The organism is Pseudomonas sp. NFACC14 (genome assembly GCF_900106885.1).
In the GTDB taxonomy this organism is placed as follows: Bacteria; Pseudomonadota; Gammaproteobacteria; order Pseudomonadales; family Pseudomonadaceae; genus Aquipseudomonas; species Aquipseudomonas fluorescens_AA.
Genome location: NZ_FNOA01000006.1, coordinates 143,420 through 167,814, shown reverse-complemented (window position 1 = coordinate 167,814; position 24,395 = coordinate 143,420). Strand labels below are relative to the sequence as shown.

Sequence of the window (24,395 nt, the reverse complement as noted above, 5' to 3'; positions counted from 1 at the left end):
GGGGTACCCGATGGAAGGTTTAATAAAACTAGACCGAATTGATATCAGTATCCTTGTTGAACTTCAAAAGGACGGTCGAATGACCAACGTCAGTCTCGCCGATGCCGTGGGCCTGTCATCCAGCCCCTGCCTGCAGCGAGTCAAGCGGCTCGAGTCGGCCGGTTATATTTCCGGCTACAGGGCTCATCTCAACCTGGCCAAGATCACTGACTCGGTCACGGTCTTCACTGAAATCACCCTCAGCGACCACAAGCGGGAAGACTTCGCCAAGTTCGAATCCAATATTCGCTTGGTCGATGAGGTACTGGAGTGCCATTTGATCAGCGGCGGTTACGATTACCTGGTGCGCTTCATGACGTGCAGCATCCAGCATTACCAGGAAGTGATCGAAGGGTTGCTGGACAAGAACATCGGCATTTCCAAGTACTTCAGTTATATCGTCATCAAATCCCCCGTGCTCAAGGATGGGGTCCCGCTGCGCAGGTTGTTGCGTCACTGATACGTCCCAGCACTAGCCGTCCATGACGGCAACCCCTCGAACGGGTCCTTAGGACCTGCAAGCAGCCCCAGCGCTGCCGGCATCAATGCGCCTCAGCGTCGCGATCCGATCAATCGGCGATATGACTTCCACTTCTTCAGGCTCTGCAAAACGCCGGTGCGTGCGTGTGCACGAGCTTTTCGTGTCGGTGCGGCGGCACAAAAAGGGGACATTTGCTCCCTTGCCATTCGATCTTCATAAAAACGTAACACGACTGTTGCAGAGTTCCCCAGCCCGTCATCACAAGGAATTTCTTTCAATGAAAAGTTTGATGAAGTCTGTTGCGCTCGCCGTTACGCTTTCTCTTGGTGCCACTTCGGCGACATTCGCTGCAGAAAGCGTCCGTCTGACGGGTTCTGGCGCGAGTTTCCCCGCGCCGATCTACCTGACCTGGTTCAAGGATTTCAGCAAGAAATCCGAAGGTGTCACTGTGGATTACCAATCCAAGGGCAGTGGCGCGGGTGTACAGGACTTTCTGAATAAAACCGTTGATTTCGCCGCCAGTGACTCGGCAATGAAAGACGAAGATATCGCCAAGGTTGCCGAAGGCGTGCAGTTGCTGCCTATGACCGCTGGGGAAATCGTGCTGGCCTATAACCTGCCGGGCAACCCTAAAGGCTTGAAATTGCCACGCGATGTGTACTCCAACATTTTCCTGGGCAAGATCACCCGCTGGAACGATCCGCAGATAGTCGCTGCCAACCCGGACCTGAAACTGTCCGATACGCCGATCACGGTGGTGGTGCGTGCGGATTCCAGCGGTACGACCGCGGTATTCACCAAGCACTTGGCAACCATCAATCCGGAGTTCAAGCAGGCGCTGGGGGAGGGCAACACCGTCAACTGGCCGGCCAGTGACAAGTTCATCAAGTCGCCGAAGAACGATGGCGTGACCGCTACTGTGCGCCAGACCCCGGGCGCGATTGGTTACATCGAATACGGTTTCGCCAAACTTGCCAAGGTTGACTTTGCCCAGTTGCAGAACAAGGCTGGCCACTATGTCGTGCCAAACGCCGAGAGTGGTGCCGAGGCTCTGGCAGCGGTGAAAATGCCGGATAGCCTGGTGTCCTGGTTGCCTGATCCAGACGGCGCCAAGTCGTACCCGATCACGTCCTACACCTGGATGATTTTCCGCAAGAACAACGGCAACCCGGCCAAGGCCAAGGCCATGCGTGAAATGGTCGAATACAGCCTGACCGAAGGGCAGAAAATTGCCGATTCGATGGGTTACATCCCGTTGCCGCAGTCGGTTGTCGAGCAGGTTCGCAAAGCGTCCGCCAACATCCAGTAACGCCTGAGGCCTCTCCCGGTGTGTGCTGTCAGCCATGCCGGGAGAGTTTCCCCCCTGTTCCGGACTTAGCCAATGAACAAACCCTTTGTCGTACCGGTTAATCCAGATTCTGCCTGCCAACCACCGTCCGCGAAGGACTTCCTGGTTGATCGCACCTTTCGTGCGCTTGCGCGTATTGGGGTCATTCTGGTTCTGGCGTTGGTATTTGCCCTCGTGTTCGAAGTGGGACGCAAGGCGCTGCCTGGCATGGAGAAACACGGGGTCGATGTGCTCCTAGGCACCGTGTGGGACGTGAACCAGGGTAAATACGGCATCTTGCCGGCAATCTGGGGCACGCTCTACAGTGCCTTCATCGCATTGCTGATCGCGGGCTTTTTCGGCGTCAGCATGGCGATTTTCCTGACCCAGGACTTCCTGCCTCCCAAGCTCGCCGCCATTTTCCGGACCATTGTCGAATTACTCGCGGCCATCCCCAGCGTCGTCTACGGCCTGTGGGGGATCTACGTGGTGATCCCGGCGATTCGGCCACTGACCACCTGGTTGAACAGCGAACTCGGCTGGGTGCCATTTTTCGGCACATCCTTGAGCGGGCCGGGGCTGCTTCCTGCGGCGTTGGTGCTCGCCATCATGATTCTTCCAACCATTGCCGCTGTTTCGCAGGATGCGCTCACGGGCGTACCGATGAAAACCAAGCAGGCCGCCTACGGCATGGGGACCACCCACTGGGAAGCGATTCTCAAGGTGATGGTGCCGTCGGCCGCCACGGGCATTTTCGGTTCTCTGGTACTTGGCCTGGGGCGCGCGCTGGGTGAAACGATGGCGCTGGCCATGCTGGTAGGCAACGCGAATAACATTTCCCTTTCGCTGTTCGCACCGGCCAACACCCTGGCGGCCTTGCTGGCCCTTAACTTCCCCGAAGCCGGGCCGAACGAGATCGAGGTGTTGATGTATGCCGCACTGGTGCTGATGTTGATCACCTTGATCGTGAACGTCTTCGGCTCCTTGATCATGATGTACGCCCAACGGGGTAATAAGTGATGACCGACCTGACTGCTGCAACAGACTTGACGGCTCCGGCAGGCGCAATGCCCAGCCTGCAGCGCAAGTTCGAGGGCCGCGCCCTGCGCAGCCTGATCCTGACCACCCTGGTCTGGGGCGGGGCGCTGCTGGCCAGCGTACCGTTGATTTCCGTGCTCTACATGCTGATCACCCGCGGCGGTGCACGCCTGAACCTGGAAGTCTTCACCGAACTGCCGCCGACGGGCTTCGAGATGGGCGGGGGCTTCGGCAACGCGATGGCCGGTACCTTTGTGATGGTGGGTATCGCGGCGGCAATCGCGGTGCCGGTGGGCATCATGGCCGCGATTTTCCTGGCTGAACTGGGGCCGGACAGCAAGTTGGCGAACGCTGCGCGCTTTGCCGCCAAGATGCTCACGGGGCTGCCATCGATTCTGGCCGGGGTGTTCGCTTACGCCCTGGTGGTGATGACCACCGGCACTTATTCGGCACCGGCCGGTGGCGTAGCGCTGGCAGTCCTGATGCTGCCTATCGTCGTACTGACGGCGGAAGAGTCGATGCGGATGGTGCCCAAGATCATGAAGGATGCCGCCTATGGCATGGGCTGCACCCGCTCGCAGGTGATCTGGAAAATCGTCTTGCCCACCGGCATGCCGGCGATCCTGACCGGCGTCATGCTGGCGGTGGCACGGGCCGCGGGCGAAACAGCGCCGCTGTTGTTTACCGCGCTGTTCAGCAACTACTGGATCTACCACCAAGGCAGCCTCGAGGTCATGAACCCGACAGCATCGCTTGCCGTGTTGATCTACAACTTCTCCGGCATGCCGTTCGACAACCAGCTAGAGCTCGCATGGGCGGCCTCACTGGTGCTGGTGATGATCGTGCTGGTCGTGAATATCATCAGCCGTATCTTCGGCAAGCCCAAGTATTAAGAACGGGAGCATCTGATCTTGAACGTATCCACTGCGCAAATAGCCGCTCCGTTTGTCACCCAGGCGCCTGTAGTCATGGACTGCAAACTGGACAAGATTTTCTACGGCAACTTCATGGCGGTGCGTGACAGCCATGTGCCTATCGAGAAAAACAAGATCACCGGTTTCATCGGGCCATCCGGCTGCGGCAAGAGTACCGTGCTGCGCAGCCTCAACCGGATGAACGATCTGGTGAAAGGTTTCCGTTTCGAAGGCCACGTGCATTTCCTTGGGCAAGATGTCTATGGCAAGGGCGTTGATCCGGTGGTCGTGCGCCGTTACATCGGCATGGTGTTCCAACAGCCGAACCCGTTCTCGATGAGCATCTTCGACAACGTCGCGTTTGGCCTGCGCCTCAACCGCTACAAAGGCGATATAGGCGATCGGGTCAAGCATGCGCTGCAAGGCGCCGCCCTGTGGGATGAAGTCAAGGACAAGCTCAAGGTCAGCGGCCTGTCGCTCTCCGGCGGCCAGCAACAACGCCTGTGCATCGCCCGCGCCATCGCCACCGAGCCGGAAGTCCTGCTGCTGGATGAGCCGTGTTCGGCACTCGACCCGATCGCTACCCGGCGGGTCGAGGAATTGATGGTCGAGTTGAAGAAGGATTACACCATCGCGCTGGTCACCCACAACATGCAGCAAGCCATCCGTGTCGCTGACACCACTGCGTTCTTCTCGGTGGATATTTCCCAGGGCACCCGTACTGGCTATCTGGTTGAAATGGGCCCGACGACGCAGATTTTCGACAACCCACGTGAACAGATGACCGGCGATTACATCAGCGGCAAGTTCAGCTGAGTCACACATCCGGTCAAGGCCGCATACCTGCAGAAGCCAAATGGATTTGGCGGGCATCCGGTAGACATTTACCAAGCGTTTCCAAGGAGCACCAATGCCTGCTACGCATCGCCTTGATTTGCCTGCGATTGAACATGCACTGCGCGAAGTGCAACACCGCTTCGCCGAGCTCAGCCGGCACTTCACGGAGCCACGCGATCCCTTGACCGACGAAGTACTGCAGAATGTGCTTGAAGGCTACGCATTGATTGACGACTATGTTGCCCGCGGCGTCGATCTGTTCGACCTTCAGCACCTGAACCTGATGCTCGAGATCAACGCCACAGTGCTTTGTGGCCGAGACCCGACGCGCCGCCTGGAATACGCCCAGCACCTGGCCGCGACCGAGGCGCATTTCTTCAACAACGTTGAGGGAGGCATCAAGGACTTGTTCAATTGGTATTGCGCGTACCGCAGCGAATCCGTCTGGAAGCGTGCGGCCGGCGTCTATGTACGCATTCTCAGCAAGCCGCAGTTGTTCATTGAAGGGAACAACCGCAGTGGGTCGCTCATCGTCAGCTACCTGCTCATGCGCGCGGGCTTGCCGCCTTTCGTGTTGACGCTGGAAAACGCCAAAGGCTATTTCAACCCGTCATCGGTTATACGCAACTCTGCCAAACATGGAGTCAAGGCGTTGTACGAACTGCCCAAGATCAAGAAAAAATACGCAGCCTTCCTGGAAGAACAAGCGCCTGACCCGATGAAGTTCTTCCTCAAGGGCAAGTCATTGCCCCTCTCTCAGGGTGGCCATTGATGAGCAGGAATTCAGCGCTCGCCAAATGCAAAACCTTCGGCAGCCGGGCAGGGCAGGCCATCCGCTGGGCTATCCCGATGCAGATGTCCAGGCGGCAGCGCATACGCATTTCGTTTGATATCGATGACACGCTCGCCTGCCAACTCCACCACTGCGAAGTCGAACAAAGCCGATTGCCGGACTGTGTTCATCGCTGGCTGGGTGAGCCATTGCGCAGGGGGACACGCGCCCTGATCCGAGAGCTGCGCCGCCAGGATTGCAGCATCTGGGTCTATACGTCGTCCGGCCGCACGCCGTCCTACATCCGGCGTTGGCTGTTGCTCTACGGCATCCGCGTCGACGGCGTGGTCAACAGCGTGCTGCACAATCAGGCGCTAACGGACCATGGGCTGTCGAATGCCCCCTCGAAATATCCGCCGGCGTTCGATATCGATTTGCACGTCGATGATTCCGAGGGCGTGCAGATTGAAGGTGATGACCATGGCTTTCGCGTTGTCGTGGTGCATCCGGAAGATGACGGCTGGGCGCATAAAGTGCTGGAGGCGGTCGCCATTGTTCAGGCGCATCTGGCTTGGCAGCAGATGCCTGTCCAACGACCTTCGTTACGCCGAGTGCCGACTGTTTAGCGGCTGATTGGGTACCGCATCCGTTCTATACAAGCTCACGGACCCGGCTCATGGAATGTTGATCTCTGAAAGCTTGCTACGCGCTAAAGCCAAATTTGCTGCAGCAGCCGGTGGGTAGTCGCCTCAATCTTGAATTTGCTGGTGTAGGCATCTAGTTCTTTTTCGTAAAAAGCGTCAGCGAGGTTTGCGACATTCAGTCAGACGTTTCTGAATCTAATGGGGTCGATGCGGGTATTTGCCACGCGGGTTTCTTGTCATCCTGACTGTCGAAAATACGCCGCGCCTTGCGGAAATCCTCAACATTTTCGACAACCCAAGTCCAGATAGGGGACATGCGGATCAACAGTCCCATCCCCAGCGGCGTCAGCTCATACTCGACACGTGGCGGAATTTCTCCAAACTCCCGCCGAAACACCAAGCCATCCCGCTCCATGGAGCGTAGCGTCTTCGTCAGCATCCGCTGAGTCACACCAGTCATCTGCCTTTTTATTTCGGCATGGCGCATCGCGCCGTACACCCCCAACGCATGCAGGATACCTAACGACCAGCGGCTGCCTGCGTGAGCAAGCACTTCCCGCCGGATGCCATCATCGTCTTCTCTAAGCGTTCGGCAGATTGTCTCTGCCTGGCTGAGAGCTTCCTGATCAGTCATTTCTTTCTCTGGTATCACAGGTGTGCCTTCTTACGAGCGTTGCCTAATCGTGCAAGCATTTGCTCATCTTACAGGTAGCAAGTCTCAGGAGAAATCATGACCGAAGTGAACCAGCTTCCCCCCCAATCCATTCTCGTTCTAGGCGCCGGTGAGCTTGGGCTGCCGGTTCTGCGCAATCTTGCGCGAGTAGCAAAGCGTGCGCCCGGCTCCACAATCAGCGTCCTGCTCAGGGATTCGACCATCAACACTCAAGTGCCCGAGAAAAAGGTCGAAATCGATGAGCTTCGGGGCCTCGGCATCCAGATGGTCGCCACAGACCTTGTGAATGACTCAATCGATCAGCTGGCTGAAGTATTCGCACGTTTCGATACCGTAATAGGCTGTGCGGGTATGGTGGCAGGTCGGGAAACCCCGATGAAGCTGGCAACCGCTGCTCTCAAGTCCGGTGTGAAGCGCTACTTCCCGTGGCAGTTTGGTGTCGACTTCGAGGTAATCGGTCGGGGCAGTCCTCAGGATCTGTTCGATGCTCAGCTTGATGTTCGCGAATTGCTTCGTGCCCAGGATAAAACGGAATGGGTAATCATCTCGACGGGTATGTTCACCAGTTTTCTGTTCGAGCCTGCATTCGAAGTGGTCGACTTCGAAAACAATACCGTGAACGCGCTAGGCAGTCTGGAGACCAGCGTGACGCTTACGACTCCGGAAGACATTGGTGCGTTGACAGCGAAAATTGTTTTCTTCGAACCTCGCTTCCGCGATCAGATTGTGTACCTCTCGGGAGACACAGTGACGTACGGAGAGGTTGCGAGCCTGCTCGAACGTGTGCTGGGCCGTCCGTTCAAACGTAATGTGTGGACTGTTCCGCACTTGCTCCAAGAATTGGAGAAAGACCCAACACATCACATCAAAAAATACCGCGCTGTGTTCGCCCAAGGCAGAGGCGTGGCCTGGCGTAAAGCAGGGACTTTCAACGCGCAGCAGTCGATTCAAGTCACGACCGCTGAGGAGTGGGCCCGGGCAAATTTGGCTACCCCATCAGCACAAGGGCAGTAGCGGAACGAAAACGCAGGCGAGGGCAGGGAATGATGGCCTTTTGATTTCAAGCGAATATCGCTAGAATTCGTCCCCCTCTCTGTGAGCGGCATCAATACATTAAGCAAGGAAGTCGATATGCAATTTGGAAAAGCCATAGGCCTTGCCTTGGCCTTGAGCCTCAGTGGATGCGCCAGTTTCACCAAAGATGAAGTCGCCCCCGTGAATCTGCCTTCAATGGCCAGCTATTCGAACAAACCGAACGTCTATGTCGACTTCGATTTCTATCAGGGCGAACCCGACAATGCCAAAGCCACCGAGGTGCCTCAGGCCCGTGACATGCTCAAGCCCGATCTGAAGCGAGCCTTCGATGAATCAGGGCTTTTCGGGCGTGTAGTGTTCGACGAATTCCAGAAGCAACCCGGCGACTACAGCCTTCGCCTGAAGGTCTACAACCATGCGCCAGGCGGTGGGCAAATGGTCTGGGCGTTCATCAGCGGCCTCACGTTCACGGTCATTCCTGCGCTGGCAACCGACCAGTACACCGTGAGCCTGGAAACCTTGGACAATCAGGGCCAGCCGTTGGGCAAGACCAGCAATCATGACGCGGTCAACACTTGGATGGGTATCTGGTTCCTGCCGCTGGCGGGTAACACCCCCAAGGCTGCCGTCACCGACACCTTCAATCGCCAGGTCAATGCGCTGCTGAAAAACTGGGTCGACAACAACCGCATGAAGTATTCCGCTGTCGATACCCACATCCCACGGGGTTGAGACCGATAGAAAAAGAGCCGCAGTCGCGGCTCTTTTTTTTGATCACTTCAAGGCTTGAGTGAACTGTGGGTCGTTGTACAAGCTCTTGAGCAGATCTTGCAGCATAGGATTGTAGTTGTTAGCCGCCGCCGGAATGGCGATCGGACCGAAGAAGCTACTGTCCCACTCACGCTGCACGTCTTTAGTGGTTTCGTACAGGACCTGATCACCTTTACGCAGGGTGAAGCGTGCAGCCAGTTCGCCGTGCCCAGTGCCCACGCCGGCGGTGAGCTGGCTCTTGACCAACTGAACCTGCAGCTGCCGATCGGCACGAGGATCCAACAGACCCGCCTGACGGAGCTCATCGTTTATCGCAGCCTGGATGTGCAGTGGAACGCTGCCCACAGGCGAAGAAATCGGGTTCAGGCGCACGATCAGCGACCCTTGGCCCGTATCGGCATTCACCTGCGTCTCGCGCAGGGGCTGCATAGGCTCATTTTTCTTGAGCTGCTGAACGTTCTGGAAATTGGGTTCATAGCGGGTCATGGTCACGCCGCAGCCCTGGAGCAGCAATGCGCAGAACGGTAGAGCCAGGTAGAGCTTCTTCACAGCAAATCCTTATGTGCTTTTTTTGAAGGGGGGATTATCGACAGATAGCGTTGAGCCATCAAGGGTAGAGTGCCGCCTCACAACAACCGAAGGCAACTGAACGTCGAGACCTTGCGAGCCTCCAAATATCAAATAAAGGAGGATCCACGATGCAACCGAAAACTGAAGGCCTCGAAGAGCAAGGCCCTAGCGGCATGCCATTTATAAACCTTCCTGAAAAGCCCACGTCACCGCCCCTGAACGATGCCGACGCAACAGATGCTGCCGAGGCAGAGGAAGGCATCCAGGATGACGCAGAATCGATCTAGATTGGAGGAGCAGGGCAATCAAAAGGTGATTTCTGTCACCGCTGCTGATCTTGGCATCAATGTGGAGGATCCGAGCGGCCATGGGTTGTATAAATGGCTGCTCGCCAGTTTTCTGATCGGTAAAAGGATCCGTTCCTCTGTCGCCGTTGAGGCGTACCGGAACTTGGTTGACCGAAATGGCTTGGATACGCCTGACAAATTGGCTGGTTGCTCGCATCGCGACCTGGTCAGATATCTCGGCCAGGCTGGTTATGCCCGTTACGATGAGTCTACCGCGAGGCGTCTGCATTGCCTGGCTACCCGCATGTCCGGGGAATTGGATGCTCAGCTGAGCGCCCTGAGCAATGGCGGGCTGGACATCTCCACGTTCAGACGCTGGCTTTTAGGCTTCGAAGGAGTTGGCCCGAAGACTGTGGAGATCTTCATGCGCGAGGCAGCGGCAGTGCTTGAATAACAATCTTCAAAGGGATCTTTACGCTGAGTGCAGCCAGAGTGCCGCCTGGCCACCAAAGGAGTTACTGGCGTCTGCAGGTCGAAATGGATAGAGAGGAATAGGAGCCTTATAAACACATCGTTTAACATAATATACATTATGTGTAGCCAATGATCAGCCCAGGTGACGCCCTGTGCAGGCTTTTTTGCTGCGCTACCGCTGTCGGCCACGACGGTAAATGCGGCGCCTTTTGGACGACTGGCTCACGCTTTGAGGCCGGTTCAGCATGCTGACGAGGACCTGCCAGCCACGGGTTAAACTTCCATACGTGACAGCGACACTGAACTTCGTTAATTGACAAAAGCTTCCTGGACACCAGGCTGCCGATATCTCCAAGGAGACATGTCGACGCACCGTTCTCATCAATCCCCTTGTCAGATCCTGTAATAAATAGTCTCGTATGAAGTATTGGAAACCGTTGTAGGATTTCTTCCCCAATCATTTCCAGGTCTGTATGAACACCCTCCAGGAACCTCCCAGTCGCCTTTCAAGCAATCGTTTTCTCTCCTGTGCCCCAGCGCAGCCCCGGTCCCTCGCATTGACCGTCCGAGGGAGCGAATAATCCATGGAATGGATCGTTGACCCCACGGCATGGCTGGGCCTGCTGACGTTGATCGTGCTGGAGCTGGTGCTCGGCATCGATAACCTGGTATTCATCGCCATCCTGGCCGACAAACTTCCGCCCGAGCAGCGCGACCGTGCTCGCATCATCGGCCTGTCCCTGGCGTTGCTGATGCGCCTTGGCCTTCTTGCCAGCATCTCCTGGATGGTAACGTTGACCAACCCGCTGTTCGAGGTCTTCGGCAAGACGTTCTCGGGCCGGGATTTGATCATGCTGTTCGGTGGTGTGTTCCTGTTGTTCAAGGCGACCATGGAGTTGCATGAGCGACTCGAGGGCCACGTGGCGCAACGTTCCGGCAATGCTGCCTATGCGATGTTCTGGCCTATCGTTGCGCAGATTGTGGTGCTCGACGCGGTCTTTTCCCTGGATGCGGTGATCACGGCCGTGGGGATGGTGGAGCACCTGTCGGTCATGATGATCGCGGTGATGTTCTCGATCGGCTTGATGATGATCGCGAGCAAGCCGCTGACGAAATTCGTCAACGGCCACCCTACCGTCATCATGCTGTGCTTGGGCTTCCTGATGATGATCGGTTTCAGCCTCACGGCCGAAGGCCTGGGCTTCCACATCCCGAAAGGCTACTTGTACGCCGCGATTGGTTTCTCGATCCTGATCGAACTGTTCAACCAGCTGGCACGCTCGCGCCGCAAGAAAAGCCTGCAAGGTCTTCGGCCGATGCGCGAGCGTACCGCCCATGCAGTGTTGCGCCTGCTGGGCGGTCAAAAGCTGGGGCCCGATGAAGTCGGCGAGGAAATCGCCGACATGCTGGAGGGCGATGAACCGGAGCAGGTTTTCCATCGGCGCGAACGGGTCATGATCAGTGGCGTGCTGCAATTGGCCGAGCGCCCTATACGAAGCGTGATGACGCCTCGTGCGCAAATTGACCACCTCGACTTGGCAGACGCTCCGCAAGACATCCGTACGGCGCTGATGCACTCTTCTTACTCGCGCTTGCCGTTGATCCGCGAAGGACGCGTGGATGAGCCGCTAGGCTTTGTCCATAAGAAAGAACTGCTCAAGGAAATACTGGCGGGCAATCAGCCGAACCTGGAAGTCATGGCGCGCAAAGCCATCAACCTGCTCGACAGCTTCACGATCCTCAATGCACTGGAGCAAATGCGTAAAGAGTCGACCCACATCGCGTTCGTGGTGAACGAGTTCGGTGACTTCGTCGGCCTCCTCACCATGACTGACATCCTGGAATCCATTGCAGGTGAACTGCCGGACGCCAGTGAAATCGAAGGCCCGAATATCGTTCCCCAGCAAGACGGGTTCCTGGTCAGCGGCGCCCTGAATCTCAGTCAGGTCCGCGAACACATCGGCTTCCAGGCGAAAGCGACAGAGGATTACCAGACGCTGGCTGGTTTGGTGATGAGCCTGCTGGACCGCTTGCCGATCATTGGCGACACGCTCAGTTGCCAAGGATGGAGCATGACCGTGATGGAGGTTGAAGAGCGTCGAGTGACCAAGGTGCTGTTGCGTCAGGAATAGGCACAGAGATGCAATTGAAAGGAGCCATGACGGTGAGTGTCGATATCGATTGCGTAGTCGTGGGTGCGGGTGTCGTCGGTCTTGCCGTCGCGCGAGAAATGGCCCTGGCAGGTCATGAAGTGCTGGTGATTGAAGCCGGAGAAGCGATTGGTATCGGCACAAGCTCGCGTAACTCGGAGGTGATCCATGCCGGGATCTATTACCCGCCCGGCAGCCTCAAGGCCCGGTTGTGCGTCGAGGGCAGGCCTGCACTTTATGCCTACTGCGATAGCCATGGCGTCAGCACACGTAAAACTGGAAAGCTGATCGTCGCCAAGGATGAAGCGCAAGTTCGCCAACTGGAAGTCTTGCTCGAGCGAGGACGGGTGAATGGCGTGGAGGATCTACGCCTGCTCGATCGTGAGCAAGCCCTCGCGCTGGAACCTGCCCTTGAATGCATCGCAGCGTTGTATTCGCCGTCGACCGGCATCGTCGATTCACATGCGTTGATGTTGGCGCTGCAGGGCGATGCTGAAGCGGCGGGCACCACCATCGCGTTCCACTCGCCCCTGATCAGCGCTCAGGTCATCGCTGAGGGTTTCCTTCTCAATGTCGGAGGGCCGGCACCGATGGCACTGTCCTGCCGCCTGCTGATCAACGCGGCCGGCCTCAAAGCGCCTGCATTAGCCAGGCGCATGGAGGGCTTGGCGCAACAAACGGTACCCCGGGATTACCTGTGCAAAGGCAGCTACTTCAGCCTGGCCAAGCGCGCGCCCTTCACACATCTCATCTACCCCGCGCCGGAGGCCGCCGGCCTCGGGGTTCACATGACCTTGGACCTGGGCGGCCAAGCGCGTTTCGGCCCGGACACCGAATGGGTCGAGGCCGAGGACTATCGGGTCGATCCATCGCGGGCCGATGCCTTCTATTCAGCGATTCGCAGCTATTGGCCCGGTTTACCGGACAACAGTTTGCAACCCGGGTACAGCGGGATTCGCCCGAAAATTTCCGCACCTGGCGAACCTGCCAGCGACTTTCTCATCAGCAGTGAACGGCTGCACAACGTTCCGGGATTGATCAATCTGTTCGGGATCGAATCGCCCGGGTTGACCTCTTGCCTTGCCATTGCCAAGCGGGTTCGGGGGCTGCTTGAGCGCTAGCCACCGAGGACCGCCTGGCTCGGGACCGCGCAGGTCATGACTCCTGCAACTTGCGCAACTCACCGCCCTCCTCCTTCAGACGCTCCAGATACGCGCTGGCGTCCAACAGTTGATAAGGAAAATAAAGCCCTGGCGGAGTCGGTGGCTGGCCGTCCAACCCGAGCAGCCGTTCCAGGGTCATAGCGACGCTGAGACCGGTCAAGGGCGCAGCGCCTGCCGGGTGGATGACCGCATGACGTGTATGCAGCGGTTCGCCTTCGAGGTCATCGCCAACGAGTTCGATGATGATCTCGGTAGACATCGGCCTACCCTGGCGTCGGCTTGAGCTCACCGCGGTGGCCATGTTGAACTGGACATTCGGTGCGCCCGTCGCCGCCGCCAGACCAACGACATCAATGGACGAGAAGCCCCCAGCCTCGATTTGCGTCCCATCCACCGCGCGGAAAATTGCCTTGGACTCCTCCCCTTCGCGCCAGACGAAGACACTGTCTCGGCGAGTCAGCGCGGCGGGCAGCATTTTGTTCAAGTGTTCAAAGTCGGTGGCGACGGTCGGGCCGCCGGTGTCCTGCTCATCGACCAGCGCGTTGATACGGATATCGTGGACTCGGCTGAATGCCTGGGCAATGCTCAGTGTCGATACTGTTGTCGCGCCGGCCATCCACTCGTAACCCAGAACAATGGGCGAGGCGTCAGGCCTATGCATATACGTCGCGATTTCCGGTGCGATCTCGAAGACACCGGAGGAAATGCTGAGGTGCGGTACGCCGCGCATTTGCGCAAAACGCAATCCGGCAAGGGCATGGTCCATGTAAAAGACCACGACGGCGCTGAGCGGGTGTTCGCCGAGGCCCAGGTCGTCGGCGGCAGAGTCAATCACCACGCCCTGCGCCTCACCAATGTGCTCCGCGGCGCGCTGAGCCTTGGCAAGGTCGCGACCACCGATCAGCAGGGGGACGTCGGGATGAGCGGCGCGCAGCGCCCGGGCCGTGTGGTGGCCAATGGCGCCAGAACCGCCCATTAGCAAGATAGGATCAATTGACATGGTGTGTTCTCCTTGTCTCTGGTTTAAACCTACTTTCAGTAGGTAAGCTAACACAACATGACGCACCCAAACCTACCATTGGTAGGTTTTTATCGACCAGGAACGAAAACGTGCAGAAAAACACTGAGCAAAGCGCTATCAGCTCCCCTCCTCGCCGGCTTTCGAAAGCCGAACGGCGGCGACAGTTGCTCGATACCGCGTTATTGATCGTGCGCGAGGAAGACGCGGATCGCTTGACCTTGGGGCATCTGGCCGTGCGCGCCGGTGTATCCAAACCAGTGGTCTACGATCATTTCGGCACCCGCTCGGGCCTGTTGATCGAGCTATACAAGTGGATCGATACCGAGCGGGTCACCGCTTTCCGTGACGCCATGTCCAAGACTGCGCGGAGCCTGGAGGAGACGGCCCAAGTCCTGGCCAGCGCCTACATTCAGTGTGCGGCGGATAACACCGACGAATTCCATGCCGTGGGTGCAGCCCTGGCAGGCAGCGAGGAGAAGGCGGCGGTGTTCCAGGAGCTTCTGGATAACTGCGTGCAGATGTTCATGTCTGTGCTCGAACCCCATACGACGTGGTCAGCGGACGAACTCGAGCGATACTGCATTGGCCTGGTTGGCGCGGGAGAAGCCCTGTCCGGCGCGTTGGTACGGGGGCGGCATGGCGAAGACGAGGTCATCGGAACGTTCGCTTCACTGATTCGAAGCGTCATAGAACCGACAGGGACCCAACGTTAGTCGCTGCCGTAACGGACCCGGGATGCTTACTGTCCGATTGACTGCTGTGGTGCTCAACGCAGCTTCAAATACACCCCGGCCAGCCCGTCCTGTGAATCCGGCACCGCGTTGTAGCCAATGACCGCAAAGCCTTTCACCAATTGAATGTGATACGGCCCGTTCTTCTCGCTGGCTTGCGGCTCGCGCACGATGATCAGGTTGTCGGTGTCCATCGGCACGATGTGATGCTCAGTCACGCTGTCCTTCGTGGTCACGGTGAACTCGGCGACTTCTTTCCCATTGGCGTCGTGGTCCGGGAGGATCTTCAAGTCCAGATCCGCGTCATGCCCCAGGGCATCCTGGCGCATCCGGTAATGGCCGCTGCGCTGATCAGCGTCGACATCGTCGATTTTATCGGCCTCCAATTCCCGTTCTTCGTCATGCAGCAGGACAGCCCGCTGGTTGTCGTCGCCCTTGGCATCGCTGACCCAAGTACCGGTGAAAAAATAGGGTTCGACGTTTTCCCGGGAGATCCGCCAGGTACCCGTTTGAACACCGTCGCCGGCATATTCATGGAGGCTGATAAGGCCATCGTCAGCGTCTTCCCGAATGCCCAGCAGTTTGATCGGTTCGCTATTGTCCGCCTGGGTAAAGCGCACTTCGCCAATGATCACGGCGCCTTGCGCCTGATACCAGAGCTCTACCGGGGTCTTGGCGTCGAGGGTGCCGGCAAGGATCACCGGATCCTCCTTTTCCGGACCTTCCAGGCGCGATTGTTCGTGCCACTGGCCTTCTTTCAATTCACCCGTGATGCGCAGCGTGTAGCCACCGGGCATGCTGGTGTTTTCGCCTGGCTCGGTGGGCTGGATTTGCTCCTCGGTGCTCGAATAGAGCAGCACCAACTCGTCGCCACGCATTTTCCAGTGGGTGGCGCGTGTCCAGCAGCAGTCGCGGTCGGTTTGCGAAAGCAGGATGCCGTCCAGCGGACTGACGGAGAACATGCCCTTGCTGTCCTCCTTTGCCAGGTTCGTCAGGGCCGGGTTGAGGACCCATTGGGCTTTCTGCGGCTCCTGCAGGTAGACGTCGAATGTCGGCTTGTAGCTCGCTTCGGGATCATTGCCGTTGCGAATCGCCAAGTCCTGGCGTCCGTCGAAGTTGAAGTCGTCGAAGTACAACAGGCTCTGTGGGCCAAGTAGCCAGTTACCGACCTTACCATTGCGGTCCACGGGCACATTGCCGGCGGGTGTCTGCAATTGCTGCAGGATTTCGAGGGTTTTGCTGTCGCGCACGGTAATGAACGCTTGTGCCAGCTGATGTGGATCTTCCGGCGGCTCCGGGAACAGCACGTCGATCAGGTACTGACCGCTGCGATCGTTCACCGAAAACGCCCGCGGCTCGGCCATGGCCGAGGCTGCCAGAGCCGTGGAAAGAAGCACACTGCCGACAAGCGAACGCATCCATCGACTTCCTTGCTGAAATTCGGGGCCGCAGTTTAGCGACAACCGTGATTCATCGCGAGACGACTGTTGCTATCAGATAAGCCAGGACTGTAACTGACGCCCTCCTCGCCCTTCGCTTACTGTCGTGGCTCATCCCACGGAGTGATCCCCATGCCGGATACCGCCAATCTCTACCTGTTCGTGATCGCTGTCGTGCTTCTGCTGATCGTTCCGGGGCCCAACATGGCCTTTGTCACCAGCCATGCCTTGGCCCACGGCTGGCGTGCCGGCGTCGCGGCCGCCCTCGGCATTGCCTTTTCGGACGCGCTGATGACGCTGATGGTCAGCGCTGGTATTGGCGCGCTGGTCATGAGCTGGGCGCCAGCGTTCGACGTGCTGCGCCTGGCCGGGGCCGGTTATCTGCTGTGGCTGGCCTGGCAAGCACTGAAAACGCCGGCAGCGACGCAGGATAGCCAGCTCCAGGCGGCTTCGCTGTGGAAAATCTTCTGCCGAGGCACCCTCAACAGCCTCTTGAACCCCAAGGCGCTGCTGTTCTTCATGGTGTTCCTGCCCCAGTTCGTCAACCTCAAGGCCGGCGGCGTGGGCCTGCAGTTGATCTTCCTCGGAGCCTTGCTGGCACTGATTGCACTGGTCTTCCATACGCTGCTGGGGGTTGGCGCCGCACAGCTCAGGGCAAAACTGGCAAGCGGTGGGATTTCAAGACGCCTGGGCACCTATGGTTTTGCCGGGGTCATGGCCGCGCTGGCGGCACGCCTGTTATTTCTTGACCGACCGCTTTGACCTGCGGCGCCCCTGCGCCAGCCGTTGTCCTATGCTTACTCGACCTATTGCCGGAGCTGGATCGATGTCGCTCTCCGAAACCACCCTCCTCCAAAGCTGGCACCACAATGCCCGAGCCTGGATCGAAGCCATCCGCACGGGGGCCATCGAAAGCCGCCAGACGGTCACCGACCAGGCCATGCTGCTGGCGGTACTGAGCCGTCAGCCCGAGCGCGTGCTGGACCTGGGCTGCGGCGAAGGTTGGTTGCTGCGGGCGCTGGCTGAACGGGGTGTCGAGGCGGTGGGTGTGGATGGCGACGCGACCTTGGTCGATGCGGCCCGGGCGTCGGGATCCTCGCCGGTGCATCTGGCAAGCTATGAAGCGCTGGTAGAGGCGAAGGTGGACGTCGGCAGCGGGTACGACCTGGTCTGCGCCAACTTCGCCCTGTTGCATCAGGACATCATCCCGCTGCTCGCCGCCATGAACGCCCTACTCAGCCCTGGCGGTGCTCTGGTGATCCAGACATTGCATCCCTGGACCGTGGCGGCGGGCAATTATCAGGACGGCTGGCGGGAAGAGACCTTCGATGGGTTCAAAGGCCAATGGCAGCCGATGCCGTGGTACTTCCGCACCCTGTCCAGTTGGCTCAATGCCTTGGACATGGCTGGTTTTCGACTGGTGGGCCTGCAGGAGCCGCAGCACCCGCAAAGCCCGGTGCCGCAGTCATTGCTTCTGGTGGCCGAGCAATCCCCGTCATGGCGTTAGCGACTCGACGGTACCCCCTTTGGTGTTACCGGAATATCTTTACCACAGCGCCACCGTATAGCTGACGATCAGCCGATTCTCATCCAGGTCGTTACCGAAATTCGAGCGCACCGTCGCGTTGCGCCATTTCAAGCCCAGCCCCTTCAACGTGCCGTCTTGCACCACATAGGCAATGTCCGTGTTGCGCTCCCATTCCTTGCCTTCGCCCGCGGCGCTGCGTTGGACGTTGTCGCCACTGATGTATCGAGTCATGAAGGTCAGGCCGGGCACGCCAATGGCCGCGAAGTTGTAGTCATAACGCGCTTGCCAGGAACGCTCGTCGATATTGGCGAAGTCGCCGATCTGCACAAAGTTGACCAGGTACGGATCGCTGCGGCCGATGTAGGGGAACGGATCCTCACCGCTCATGCGCTGGTAGCCCAGGCCGACGGCATGGCCCGCCAGGCTGTAGGTGAACAAGGCGCCGAAGGCCTGGTTGTCGAGATCGCGGAAGCTGCCGTCTTCGGCGCTGCGGGAATAACGCACGTCACTCTTGAATGACTGACCTGCGCCCAGGTCCAGGGTGTGGACGAACCCGAGGTAGTTTTGCTGGTAGATGTCTTGCAACTGGCTATAGCGGTATTGCGCCGTGAGGTTCGGCAGGAACTGATAGTCCGCCCCGGCGAACCGGAACTGGTCACTGCTGCCACCGATGCGGTTGGCGGTCATGTCCTGGTAGTCGGTGGAGTCGACAAAATTGATCTGCGAGAGTTGCCCAGCGGTCAGCTTCAAGCGATCGATTTCCTGCACGCTCAGTAATCCACCCTTGAACGTTCCCGGCAACAGGCGCGTGTCGTTGGAACTCACCGCCGGGTCCTTGATCTGCAACGTCCCCAGTTTCAAGGTGCTATTGGACAGGCGCACCTTGGCGGTCAGGCCCAATTCGCCATAACGGTCCTGGGAACCGCCAGACAAATCCGCTGGCAACAGATTGGTGCCGGCCGTGCCGCCGCCGGAGTCCAGTTTGAAACCGGCCATGCCCAAGGCATCGAGGCCGAAACCTACGGTCCCGGCGGTGTATCCCGATTCCATCCGCAGCAGAAAGCCCTGGGTCCATTCCTCGGCCTTGTCCCGTGCCCCTTCCTGGCGAAAGTCGCGGTTGAAGTAGAAGTTGCGGGCCTCCAGGCTGCCTTTGCTGTCGGCGATGAAATCAGCCTGGGCGCACGGCACGCCGATCAGGCTCAGGCCGAGCAAGGTGCCCGCCGAGGTGCAGGTCCATCGAGGGAATGTGGCATGTCGCATGGCGCGCTCCTTTTATGGGCGCGAGCGAACCCACCAGGGGCTGTGCGCACGCCTCGTTATTGTTGTCATGGGGTATCGGCGCGGTGGGGCTGCGTCGTGGAGCGGATTCTTGGTGCCGGATCCGCGCAGCGTCAAACGGGAAAAAAGCCGGATTGGGCATAAGAAAATTTGATGCGCCCGGGGGCCCGATCTGGAGTAACAATTGCAATCATAAGAACCACACGCCTCCAGAGAACCTTCATGAACCTCAAATTCCTCGAAACCTTCGTCTGGGTCGCCCGGCTGCAAAGCTTCAGCCTGACCGCCGAGAAGATGTTCAGTACCCAGGCGGCGATCTCCAGCCGGATCGCTTCGCTGGAAGAGGAACTGGGCCTGCGCCTGTTCGTGCGAGATTCGCGCGGGGTCTCGCTGACACCCGAAGGCCTCAAGGTGCTCGACTACGCGCAACAGATGCTCGACGTCCAACGGGCGCTGAAGCAATCACTGGACACCAGCAGCCCCCAGCAAGGCCTGGTGCGCATCGGCGTGATGGATACGGTGATCCATACCTGGCTCAGCCCATTGATGTCGATGCTGATGCAGGCCTTCCCCGCCGTGGAAATCGAAATCACCGCCGATGCCGCACGCAACCTCTGTGAGCAATTGCAGAAAGGCTACCTGGACATCGTGTTCCAGACCGATCTGGTGCGCCACGAAAGCGTGCGCAACCTGGAACTGGGGCACTACCCCATGCACTGGATCGCCGCGAGCCAGTCGATCTATGCCCGACCCTATGGGTCGTTGGTGGAGATGGCCAGCGAACGCATCATCACCTTTGTCAAGCATTCGCGACCGCATCAGGACGTGCTCAACCTGCTGTACGCCCATGGCGTCAGTGCGCCGCGGGTCAGTTGCGTCAATTCGGTCTCGGCCATGACCCGGCTGATTCGTGACGGCTTCGGCATCGGCGCCTTGCCGGCCGCGCTGGTGGCCAAGCCCCTGGCCAGCGGCGAATTGATCCAGCTCGAACCCGGTACCGCCCTGCCCCAATTGGACGTCGTTGCGTCCTGGCGCGCTGGCGTCGGCCTGGAGTTGATCGAGAGCATCGTCCAGATGAGCCGCCAGGTGGTCAGCCAGTACGCCATCGATGTCGGGCCGTTACGCATGGTGGCCGCCCCCGGCCTGAACAGCCAACCGCCCCTCGAATAACTTTTAGTTGTCGCGGGGTACCAATATTCCTTGTTGGACGTCCCAACCACGGTGTTCTCAAAGTAGCGAACGAACACTTGGAGACCCCGTGATGACGTCCTTCGAACAACTGCAGCAATGCACGCCTCTCGTCCTGCGCCAAAGCATCGCCGACGGCCAGTACCAGGGCCATACCAGCGGCCTGGGCCAGGGTCGCGTGCAAGCCAATATCGTGATTCTGCCCGGCGACTGGGCCAATGAATTCCTGCGCTACTGCACCCTCAACCGCCAGGCCTGCCCGGTGCTTGACGTGACCGAGCCAGGGGATCCGTTCTTCCGCAACCTGGGCGCCGCCATCGATATCCGTCATGAAGTGCCTCAATACCGGGTCTATCGCCACGGCGAGTTGAGCGAATCGCCGGTGGACATCGAACACCTGTGGCAGGACGACCTGGTGGCCTTCGCCCTCGGTTGCTCGTTCTCCTTCGAACAACCCTTGCAGGAGGCCGGCATCCGTTTGCGACACATTGAACTGGGGCGCAATGTCGCGATGTTCCAGACCAACATCGACACGCGACCCACCGCCCGCCTGTCTGGCAAGATGGTGGTGACCATGCGGCCTATGAAAGCCGCCGCAGCCATCCAGGCGATCCAGATTACCGGGCGCATGCCCAATGTCCACGGCGCCCCGGTGCACATCGGCGATCCATCGCTGATCGGTATTCAGTCCCTGGACACGCCGGACTACGGCGATGCCGTACCGGTGGAAGCGGACGAGATCCCGGTGTTCTGGGCCTGCGGCGTGACGCCTCAATCGGTGGTGCAGGCCTCGCGTCCACCGCTGTGCATCACCCACGCCCCGGGCTGCATGCTGGTGACGGACTTATGGAACAGTGATTTGTAGGCCTCGAACGAGGCTGCTTTCCGACTTGAAGGGATACACGATGAATACCGCTCAGTTCTCGATCCAACAGTACATCCGAGCCAAGGACGGCAACCGCCCGCACCTGCTGGACCAGGCCTTTACAGCGGCGGCTATCCTGGACATGGTCGTGCACACCGGCGCCATCACGTTTCCCGACCACGTTGAAGGCCGCGCCGCCATTGGCGATGTGCTGGTCAGGCGCTTCGGCCAGACCTTCGAAAACGTCTACACGTTCTGCCTGGCCGACCCTCCGCCGGCAAACGCCGAGGCGTTCCAGTGCAAATGGCTGGTGGCGATGTCAGACAAGAACAGCGGCGAGGCGCGTGTCGGTTGTGGCCTGTACGACTGGCAGTTCGATCCGCAGTCGCAACGGGTCGAGCGATTGACCATCACCATCGAACACATGAAGACTCTGCCAGCGACCGATCTGCCGATGATCATGGCCTGGGTATCGACGTTGGACTATCCATGGTGCCGGCCCGAGGCGATTATTGATAACGCGCCGGATTCGGGCGCGCTTCAGGACGTGATCCACTACGTGACGGATCTCTGACCAGGCCGACCCCGCGCTTTCAGGAGTCTTGCATGACTGTTCCAAGGAACCGCCCCCAGTGAACATCAAGTTTCTCGAAACCTTCGTCTGGGTGGCCCGGCTGAAGAGCTTTCGCCTCACCGCGGAAAAGCTGTTCACCACCCAGGCCTCCATTTCCAGCCGGATCGCCGCCCTGGAAGACGAAATGGGCGTGCGCCTGTTCGTGCGCGACTCCAAAGGGGTGTCGCTGACCTCCGAAGGCCAGCGCGTGCTGGAATACGCCGAGCGCATCATGGACACCCTGCAAAGCATGAAAGCCGTGATCAAGGATCCGCGCCAAGTGCGCGGCCGGATCCGCATCGGTGCGATGGATACGGTGATCCACACCTGGCTCAGTCCGTTAGTGACACGCCTGATGGAATGCTACCCGGCCCTGGAAATCGAACTGTCGGCCGACACCGCGAGCAACCTCTGCTCACAGCTGGAAAAAGGCTACCAGGACATCATTTTCCAGACCGACATCCTGCGCCTGGACAGCGTGCGCAATGCGTTGCTGACCCGTTATCCGATGCACTGGGTGGTGCGCACCGGCTCCGCCTATGACCGAGCCTATGGGTCACTGGACGATCTGTCCCAGGAACGCATCGTGACATTTTCACGCAACTCACGGCCCCACCAGGACATCCTCAACCTGCTGCACTCGGCCAACATCGTCTCGCCCCGCATCAACTGCGTGAACTCGGCCTCGGCCATCACCCGCCTGGTTCGCGACGGCTTTGGCATCGGCGCCATGCCCGCGGCGCTGGTGGTCGGCGAACTGGCCCAGGGCACATTGACCTTGGTGGACGGCGTGCCACTGCCATCGGTCATGGACATCGTCGCCAGTTGGCGGACCGGCGCCGGAATGGAGCGGGTGGAAGACATCGTCAGCCTGACCCGGGAAGTGGTCGGCGAGTTCGTCGCGCAACTGCCAGCCGCGTACCGATTGGCGGGGCAAGACTTCAGCGGGCTGTAAGTGAACTGCAACATCCCCGACTTATTCTGAACCAAGCGCACTGCGGCGAACGCTGGTTGTGCATGTCGCTCGCTCGGAATGATCCAGGGAATCCGCCATGAAGATCAGTGTATTCGGAAGTGGTTACGTAGGGCTGGTGCAAGCCGCCGTGTTGGCCGAGGTGGGCCATGACGTGGTGTGCATGGACATCGACGAGCGCAAGGTCGACAGCCTTCGGCAAGGCCAGGTGAGTATTTTCGAACCCGGCCTGGCCGCGCTGGTGCGCGAAGGGCTGGAGGCCGGGCGTTTGCACTTCACCTGTGACGAACAGCTTGCCGTGCAACACGGCCAGGTGCTGTTTATCGCGGTGGGTACGCCCTCCCGGGACGATGGCAGTGCCGACCTGAGCCAGGTGCTGGCCGTTGGCGAGGCCGTCGCCCGTTATCGCGAGCAACCGCTCATTGTGGTTGAGAAGTCCACCGTGCCGGTGGGCACCGGTGACGTGCTGCGGGCGCACATCGACAAATGCCTGCTCAAGGCCAGTCGCTTGCTGCAGTTCGATATCGTCTCCAACCCCGAATTCCTCAAGGAAGGCTCGGCCGTCGCCGATTGCCGGCGTCCGGATCGCATCGTGATCGGCTGCGAGCGCGATGAAGTGCGCGAAACCATGCGCGACCTGTACGCACCGTTCAACCGCAACCATGACCGGGTCCTGTTCATGGACCTGCGCAGCGCCGAGCTGACCAAATATGCCGCCAACGGCATGCTGGCGACCAAGATCAGCTTTATCAACCAGATCGCCGAACTGGCCGAACACCTGGGAGCCGACATCGAGTCCGTGCGCCTGGGCATCGGCGCCGACTCGCGCATCGGTTACCACTTCATCTACCCGGGATGCGGCTATGGCGGCTCGTGCTTTCCCAAGGACATGCGCGCCCTGATCCACACCGCCGAGCAGGCGCACTGTTCCAGCGACCTGCTGCAAGCGGTGGAAGCCATCAACGGCCGGCAGAAACACAAGCTGTTCGAGCGGATCAACGCGTTCTACCAGGGCGACCTGCGGGGCAAGACCTTCGCGCTGTGGGGCCTGGCGTTCAAACCCAACACCGACGACATGCGCGATGCGCCGAGCCGTACCCTGCTGGAGTCGCTCTGGGCTGCGGGAGCCAGTGTCCGCGCCTTTGACCCCGAGGCGATGCAGCAGACGCAATTGCTCTATCCCGACGAAACCCGACTCATGCTGATGGGCACGCCGGAATCGGTGTTGCCGGGGGCCGACGCGCTGGTCATCTGCACCGAATGGCAGCCCTTCAAGGCGCCGGACTTCGAGCTGATCCGGCAGCGGCTCAAGGCCCCGGTGATTTTCGACGGGCGCAACCTGTTCGACCCCGAACGCATGGCCGACAAGGGCTTTACCTATTTTCCGATGGGCCGCGGCCAGTCACGCAACCTGCCCATTGCCCAGCAAACGTGGTTCCCCGCCTCGAGAAGCGCTTGACTCTGACCGTTACCTCAAAATTAATGCACTCAACCAGCATTAATATGAATTTGTAAGCAAGGGTTGTGACCGGCACACTGTGCACCGTTCCTCCCCCAACTGTTGGAACACTTAAAGGGCTTTCT

The 24,395-nt window shown here is 59.2% G+C and carries 26 protein-coding genes; 21 read left to right on the top strand and 5 right to left on the bottom strand.

Going from position 1 to position 24,395, the window contains the following annotated elements:
- Positions 1 to 10: 10 nt before the first annotated feature.
- From BLU85_RS12275 to BLU85_RS12245, 7 genes are all read left to right on the top strand, one after another.
- Positions 11 to 499, top strand: a complete 489-nt coding sequence (locus tag BLU85_RS12275; protein ID WP_008146530.1) for an Lrp/AsnC family transcriptional regulator — start codon at positions 11 to 13, stop codon at positions 497 to 499.
- A 298-nt stretch (positions 500 to 797) separates the two neighbouring features.
- Entirely contained in the window at positions 798 to 1,829 is a 1,032-nt protein-coding gene (gene pstS / locus BLU85_RS12270; RefSeq protein WP_092199665.1) for a phosphate ABC transporter substrate-binding protein PstS, read from the top strand.
- Positions 1,830 to 1,901: 72 nt separating this feature from the next.
- Complete coding sequence (gene pstC / locus BLU85_RS12265; protein ID WP_092199662.1) at positions 1,902 to 2,867, top strand: phosphate ABC transporter permease subunit PstC; 966 nt, start codon at positions 1,902 to 1,904, stop codon at positions 2,865 to 2,867.
- On the top strand, positions 2,867 to 3,778 hold the full coding sequence (pstA, locus tag BLU85_RS12260) for a phosphate ABC transporter permease PstA (protein ID WP_060742349.1): 912 nt from the start codon (positions 2,867 to 2,869) through the stop codon (positions 3,776 to 3,778). Before pstC ends, pstA begins: the two co-directional genes overlap by 1 nt.
- Positions 3,779 to 3,853: 75 nt before the next feature.
- A complete protein-coding gene (pstB, locus tag BLU85_RS12255; protein WP_025214260.1) occupies positions 3,854 to 4,615 on the top strand; it encodes a phosphate ABC transporter ATP-binding protein PstB in 762 nt (253 codons plus the stop codon).
- Positions 4,616 to 4,709: 94 nt separating this feature from the next.
- Entirely contained in the window at positions 4,710 to 5,408 is a 699-nt protein-coding gene (locus BLU85_RS12250) for a hypothetical protein (protein ID WP_092199659.1), read from the top strand.
- Positions 5,408 to 6,034: a hypothetical protein gene (locus BLU85_RS12245; RefSeq protein WP_371914234.1), complete on the top strand. Its 627-nt coding sequence runs from the start codon at positions 5,408 to 5,410 to the stop codon at positions 6,032 to 6,034. Before BLU85_RS12250 ends, BLU85_RS12245 begins: the two co-directional genes overlap by 1 nt.
- Before the next feature lie 193 nt (positions 6,035 to 6,227).
- On the opposite strand, the gene BLU85_RS12240 is transcribed toward BLU85_RS12245, so the two are convergent.
- On the bottom strand, positions 6,228 to 6,686 hold the full coding sequence (locus BLU85_RS12240; protein ID WP_092199656.1) for a winged helix-turn-helix transcriptional regulator: 459 nt from the start codon (positions 6,684 to 6,686) through the stop codon (positions 6,228 to 6,230).
- Between the two features lie 96 nt (positions 6,687 to 6,782).
- Between BLU85_RS12240 and BLU85_RS12235 the strand changes: the two genes are divergently transcribed.
- Positions 6,783 to 7,739: an aromatic alcohol reductase gene (locus BLU85_RS12235; RefSeq protein ID WP_092199653.1), complete on the top strand. Its 957-nt coding sequence runs from the start codon at positions 6,783 to 6,785 to the stop codon at positions 7,737 to 7,739.
- Positions 7,740 to 7,856: 117 nt separating this feature from the next.
- On the top strand, positions 7,857 to 8,492 hold the full coding sequence (locus tag BLU85_RS12230) for a hypothetical protein (protein ID WP_092199650.1): 636 nt from the start codon (positions 7,857 to 7,859) through the stop codon (positions 8,490 to 8,492).
- Between the two features lie 42 nt (positions 8,493 to 8,534).
- On the opposite strand, the gene BLU85_RS12225 is transcribed toward BLU85_RS12230, so the two are convergent.
- The gene (locus BLU85_RS12225; RefSeq protein ID WP_092199648.1) at positions 8,535 to 9,080 is read right to left on the bottom strand and encodes a hypothetical protein; all 546 of its coding nucleotides are present in this window, start codon (positions 9,078 to 9,080) and stop codon (positions 8,535 to 8,537) included.
- A 149-nt stretch (positions 9,081 to 9,229) separates the two neighbouring features.
- Here BLU85_RS12225 and BLU85_RS31145 point away from each other — a divergent pair, with 149 nt between their 5' ends.
- From BLU85_RS31145 to BLU85_RS12210, 4 genes are all read left to right on the top strand, one after another.
- The gene (locus BLU85_RS31145; RefSeq protein WP_170847576.1) at positions 9,230 to 9,388 is read left to right on the top strand and encodes a hypothetical protein; all 159 of its coding nucleotides are present in this window, start codon (positions 9,230 to 9,232) and stop codon (positions 9,386 to 9,388) included.
- 25 nt (positions 9,389 to 9,413) lie between these two features.
- The gene (locus BLU85_RS12220) at positions 9,414 to 9,842 is read left to right on the top strand and encodes an HhH-GDP family DNA glycosylase (RefSeq protein WP_092200013.1); all 429 of its coding nucleotides are present in this window, start codon (positions 9,414 to 9,416) and stop codon (positions 9,840 to 9,842) included.
- Between the two features lie 604 nt (positions 9,843 to 10,446).
- Positions 10,447 to 11,994, top strand: coding sequence for a TerC family protein (locus tag BLU85_RS12215; protein ID WP_092199645.1), 1,548 nt, complete (start codon positions 10,447 to 10,449; stop codon positions 11,992 to 11,994).
- Positions 11,995 to 12,026: 32 nt separating this feature from the next.
- Positions 12,027 to 13,133 carry an NAD(P)/FAD-dependent oxidoreductase gene (locus tag BLU85_RS12210; RefSeq protein ID WP_092200010.1) on the top strand — a complete coding sequence of 369 codons (1,107 nt, stop codon included), beginning with the start codon at positions 12,027 to 12,029 and terminating at the stop codon, positions 13,131 to 13,133.
- A gap of 34 nt (positions 13,134 to 13,167) precedes the next feature.
- Here the strand turns inward: BLU85_RS12210 and BLU85_RS12205 are convergent, their stop codons facing one another.
- Positions 13,168 to 14,175 carry an SDR family oxidoreductase gene (locus tag BLU85_RS12205; RefSeq protein WP_092199642.1) on the bottom strand — a complete coding sequence of 336 codons (1,008 nt, stop codon included), beginning with the start codon at positions 14,173 to 14,175 and terminating at the stop codon, positions 13,168 to 13,170.
- A gap of 110 nt (positions 14,176 to 14,285) precedes the next feature.
- On the opposite strand from BLU85_RS12205, the gene BLU85_RS12200 reads away from it, so the two are divergent.
- Positions 14,286 to 14,909: a TetR/AcrR family transcriptional regulator gene (locus tag BLU85_RS12200; protein WP_170847575.1), complete on the top strand. Its 624-nt coding sequence runs from the start codon at positions 14,286 to 14,288 to the stop codon at positions 14,907 to 14,909.
- Positions 14,910 to 14,962: 53 nt separating this feature from the next.
- On the opposite strand, the gene BLU85_RS12195 is transcribed toward BLU85_RS12200, so the two are convergent.
- Positions 14,963 to 16,345 carry an XAC2610-related protein gene (locus BLU85_RS12195; protein ID WP_092199639.1) on the bottom strand — a complete coding sequence of 461 codons (1,383 nt, stop codon included), beginning with the start codon at positions 16,343 to 16,345 and terminating at the stop codon, positions 14,963 to 14,965.
- 153 nt (positions 16,346 to 16,498) lie between these two features.
- Here BLU85_RS12195 and BLU85_RS12190 point away from each other — a divergent pair, with 153 nt between their 5' ends.
- Together BLU85_RS12190 and BLU85_RS12185 are read left to right on the top strand one after the other, a co-directional pair.
- Positions 16,499 to 17,128, top strand: coding sequence for a LysE family translocator (locus BLU85_RS12190; protein ID WP_092199637.1), 630 nt, complete (start codon positions 16,499 to 16,501; stop codon positions 17,126 to 17,128).
- A 64-nt stretch (positions 17,129 to 17,192) separates the two neighbouring features.
- Positions 17,193 to 17,873 carry a class I SAM-dependent methyltransferase gene (locus BLU85_RS12185; protein WP_092199634.1) on the top strand — a complete coding sequence of 227 codons (681 nt, stop codon included), beginning with the start codon at positions 17,193 to 17,195 and terminating at the stop codon, positions 17,871 to 17,873.
- A gap of 39 nt (positions 17,874 to 17,912) precedes the next feature.
- On the opposite strand, the gene BLU85_RS12180 is transcribed toward BLU85_RS12185, so the two are convergent.
- A complete protein-coding gene (locus tag BLU85_RS12180) occupies positions 17,913 to 19,154 on the bottom strand; it encodes an OprD family porin (protein ID WP_092199631.1) in 1,242 nt (413 codons plus the stop codon).
- A gap of 240 nt (positions 19,155 to 19,394) precedes the next feature.
- On the opposite strand from BLU85_RS12180, the gene BLU85_RS12175 reads away from it, so the two are divergent.
- The 5 genes from BLU85_RS12175 to BLU85_RS12155 all read left to right on the top strand — a co-directional run bounded on the left by BLU85_RS12175 (position 19,395) and on the right by BLU85_RS12155 (position 24,270).
- Entirely contained in the window at positions 19,395 to 20,342 is a 948-nt protein-coding gene (locus BLU85_RS12175) for a LysR family transcriptional regulator (protein ID WP_092199628.1), read from the top strand.
- A gap of 91 nt (positions 20,343 to 20,433) precedes the next feature.
- Positions 20,434 to 21,225 (top strand): putative hydro-lyase, encoded by a 792-nt coding sequence (locus tag BLU85_RS12170; RefSeq protein ID WP_092199625.1) that lies wholly within the window; start codon positions 20,434 to 20,436, stop codon positions 21,223 to 21,225.
- A gap of 40 nt (positions 21,226 to 21,265) precedes the next feature.
- On the top strand, positions 21,266 to 21,799 hold the full coding sequence (locus tag BLU85_RS12165; protein ID WP_092199622.1) for a hypothetical protein: 534 nt from the start codon (positions 21,266 to 21,268) through the stop codon (positions 21,797 to 21,799).
- A 58-nt stretch (positions 21,800 to 21,857) separates the two neighbouring features.
- Positions 21,858 to 22,793, top strand: coding sequence for a LysR family transcriptional regulator (locus BLU85_RS12160; protein WP_092199619.1), 936 nt, complete (start codon positions 21,858 to 21,860; stop codon positions 22,791 to 22,793).
- 97 nt (positions 22,794 to 22,890) lie between these two features.
- Positions 22,891 to 24,270 carry a UDP-glucose dehydrogenase family protein gene (locus BLU85_RS12155; RefSeq protein WP_092199616.1) on the top strand — a complete coding sequence of 460 codons (1,380 nt, stop codon included), beginning with the start codon at positions 22,891 to 22,893 and terminating at the stop codon, positions 24,268 to 24,270.
- The last annotated feature ends 125 nt before the right edge of the window (positions 24,271 to 24,395 follow it).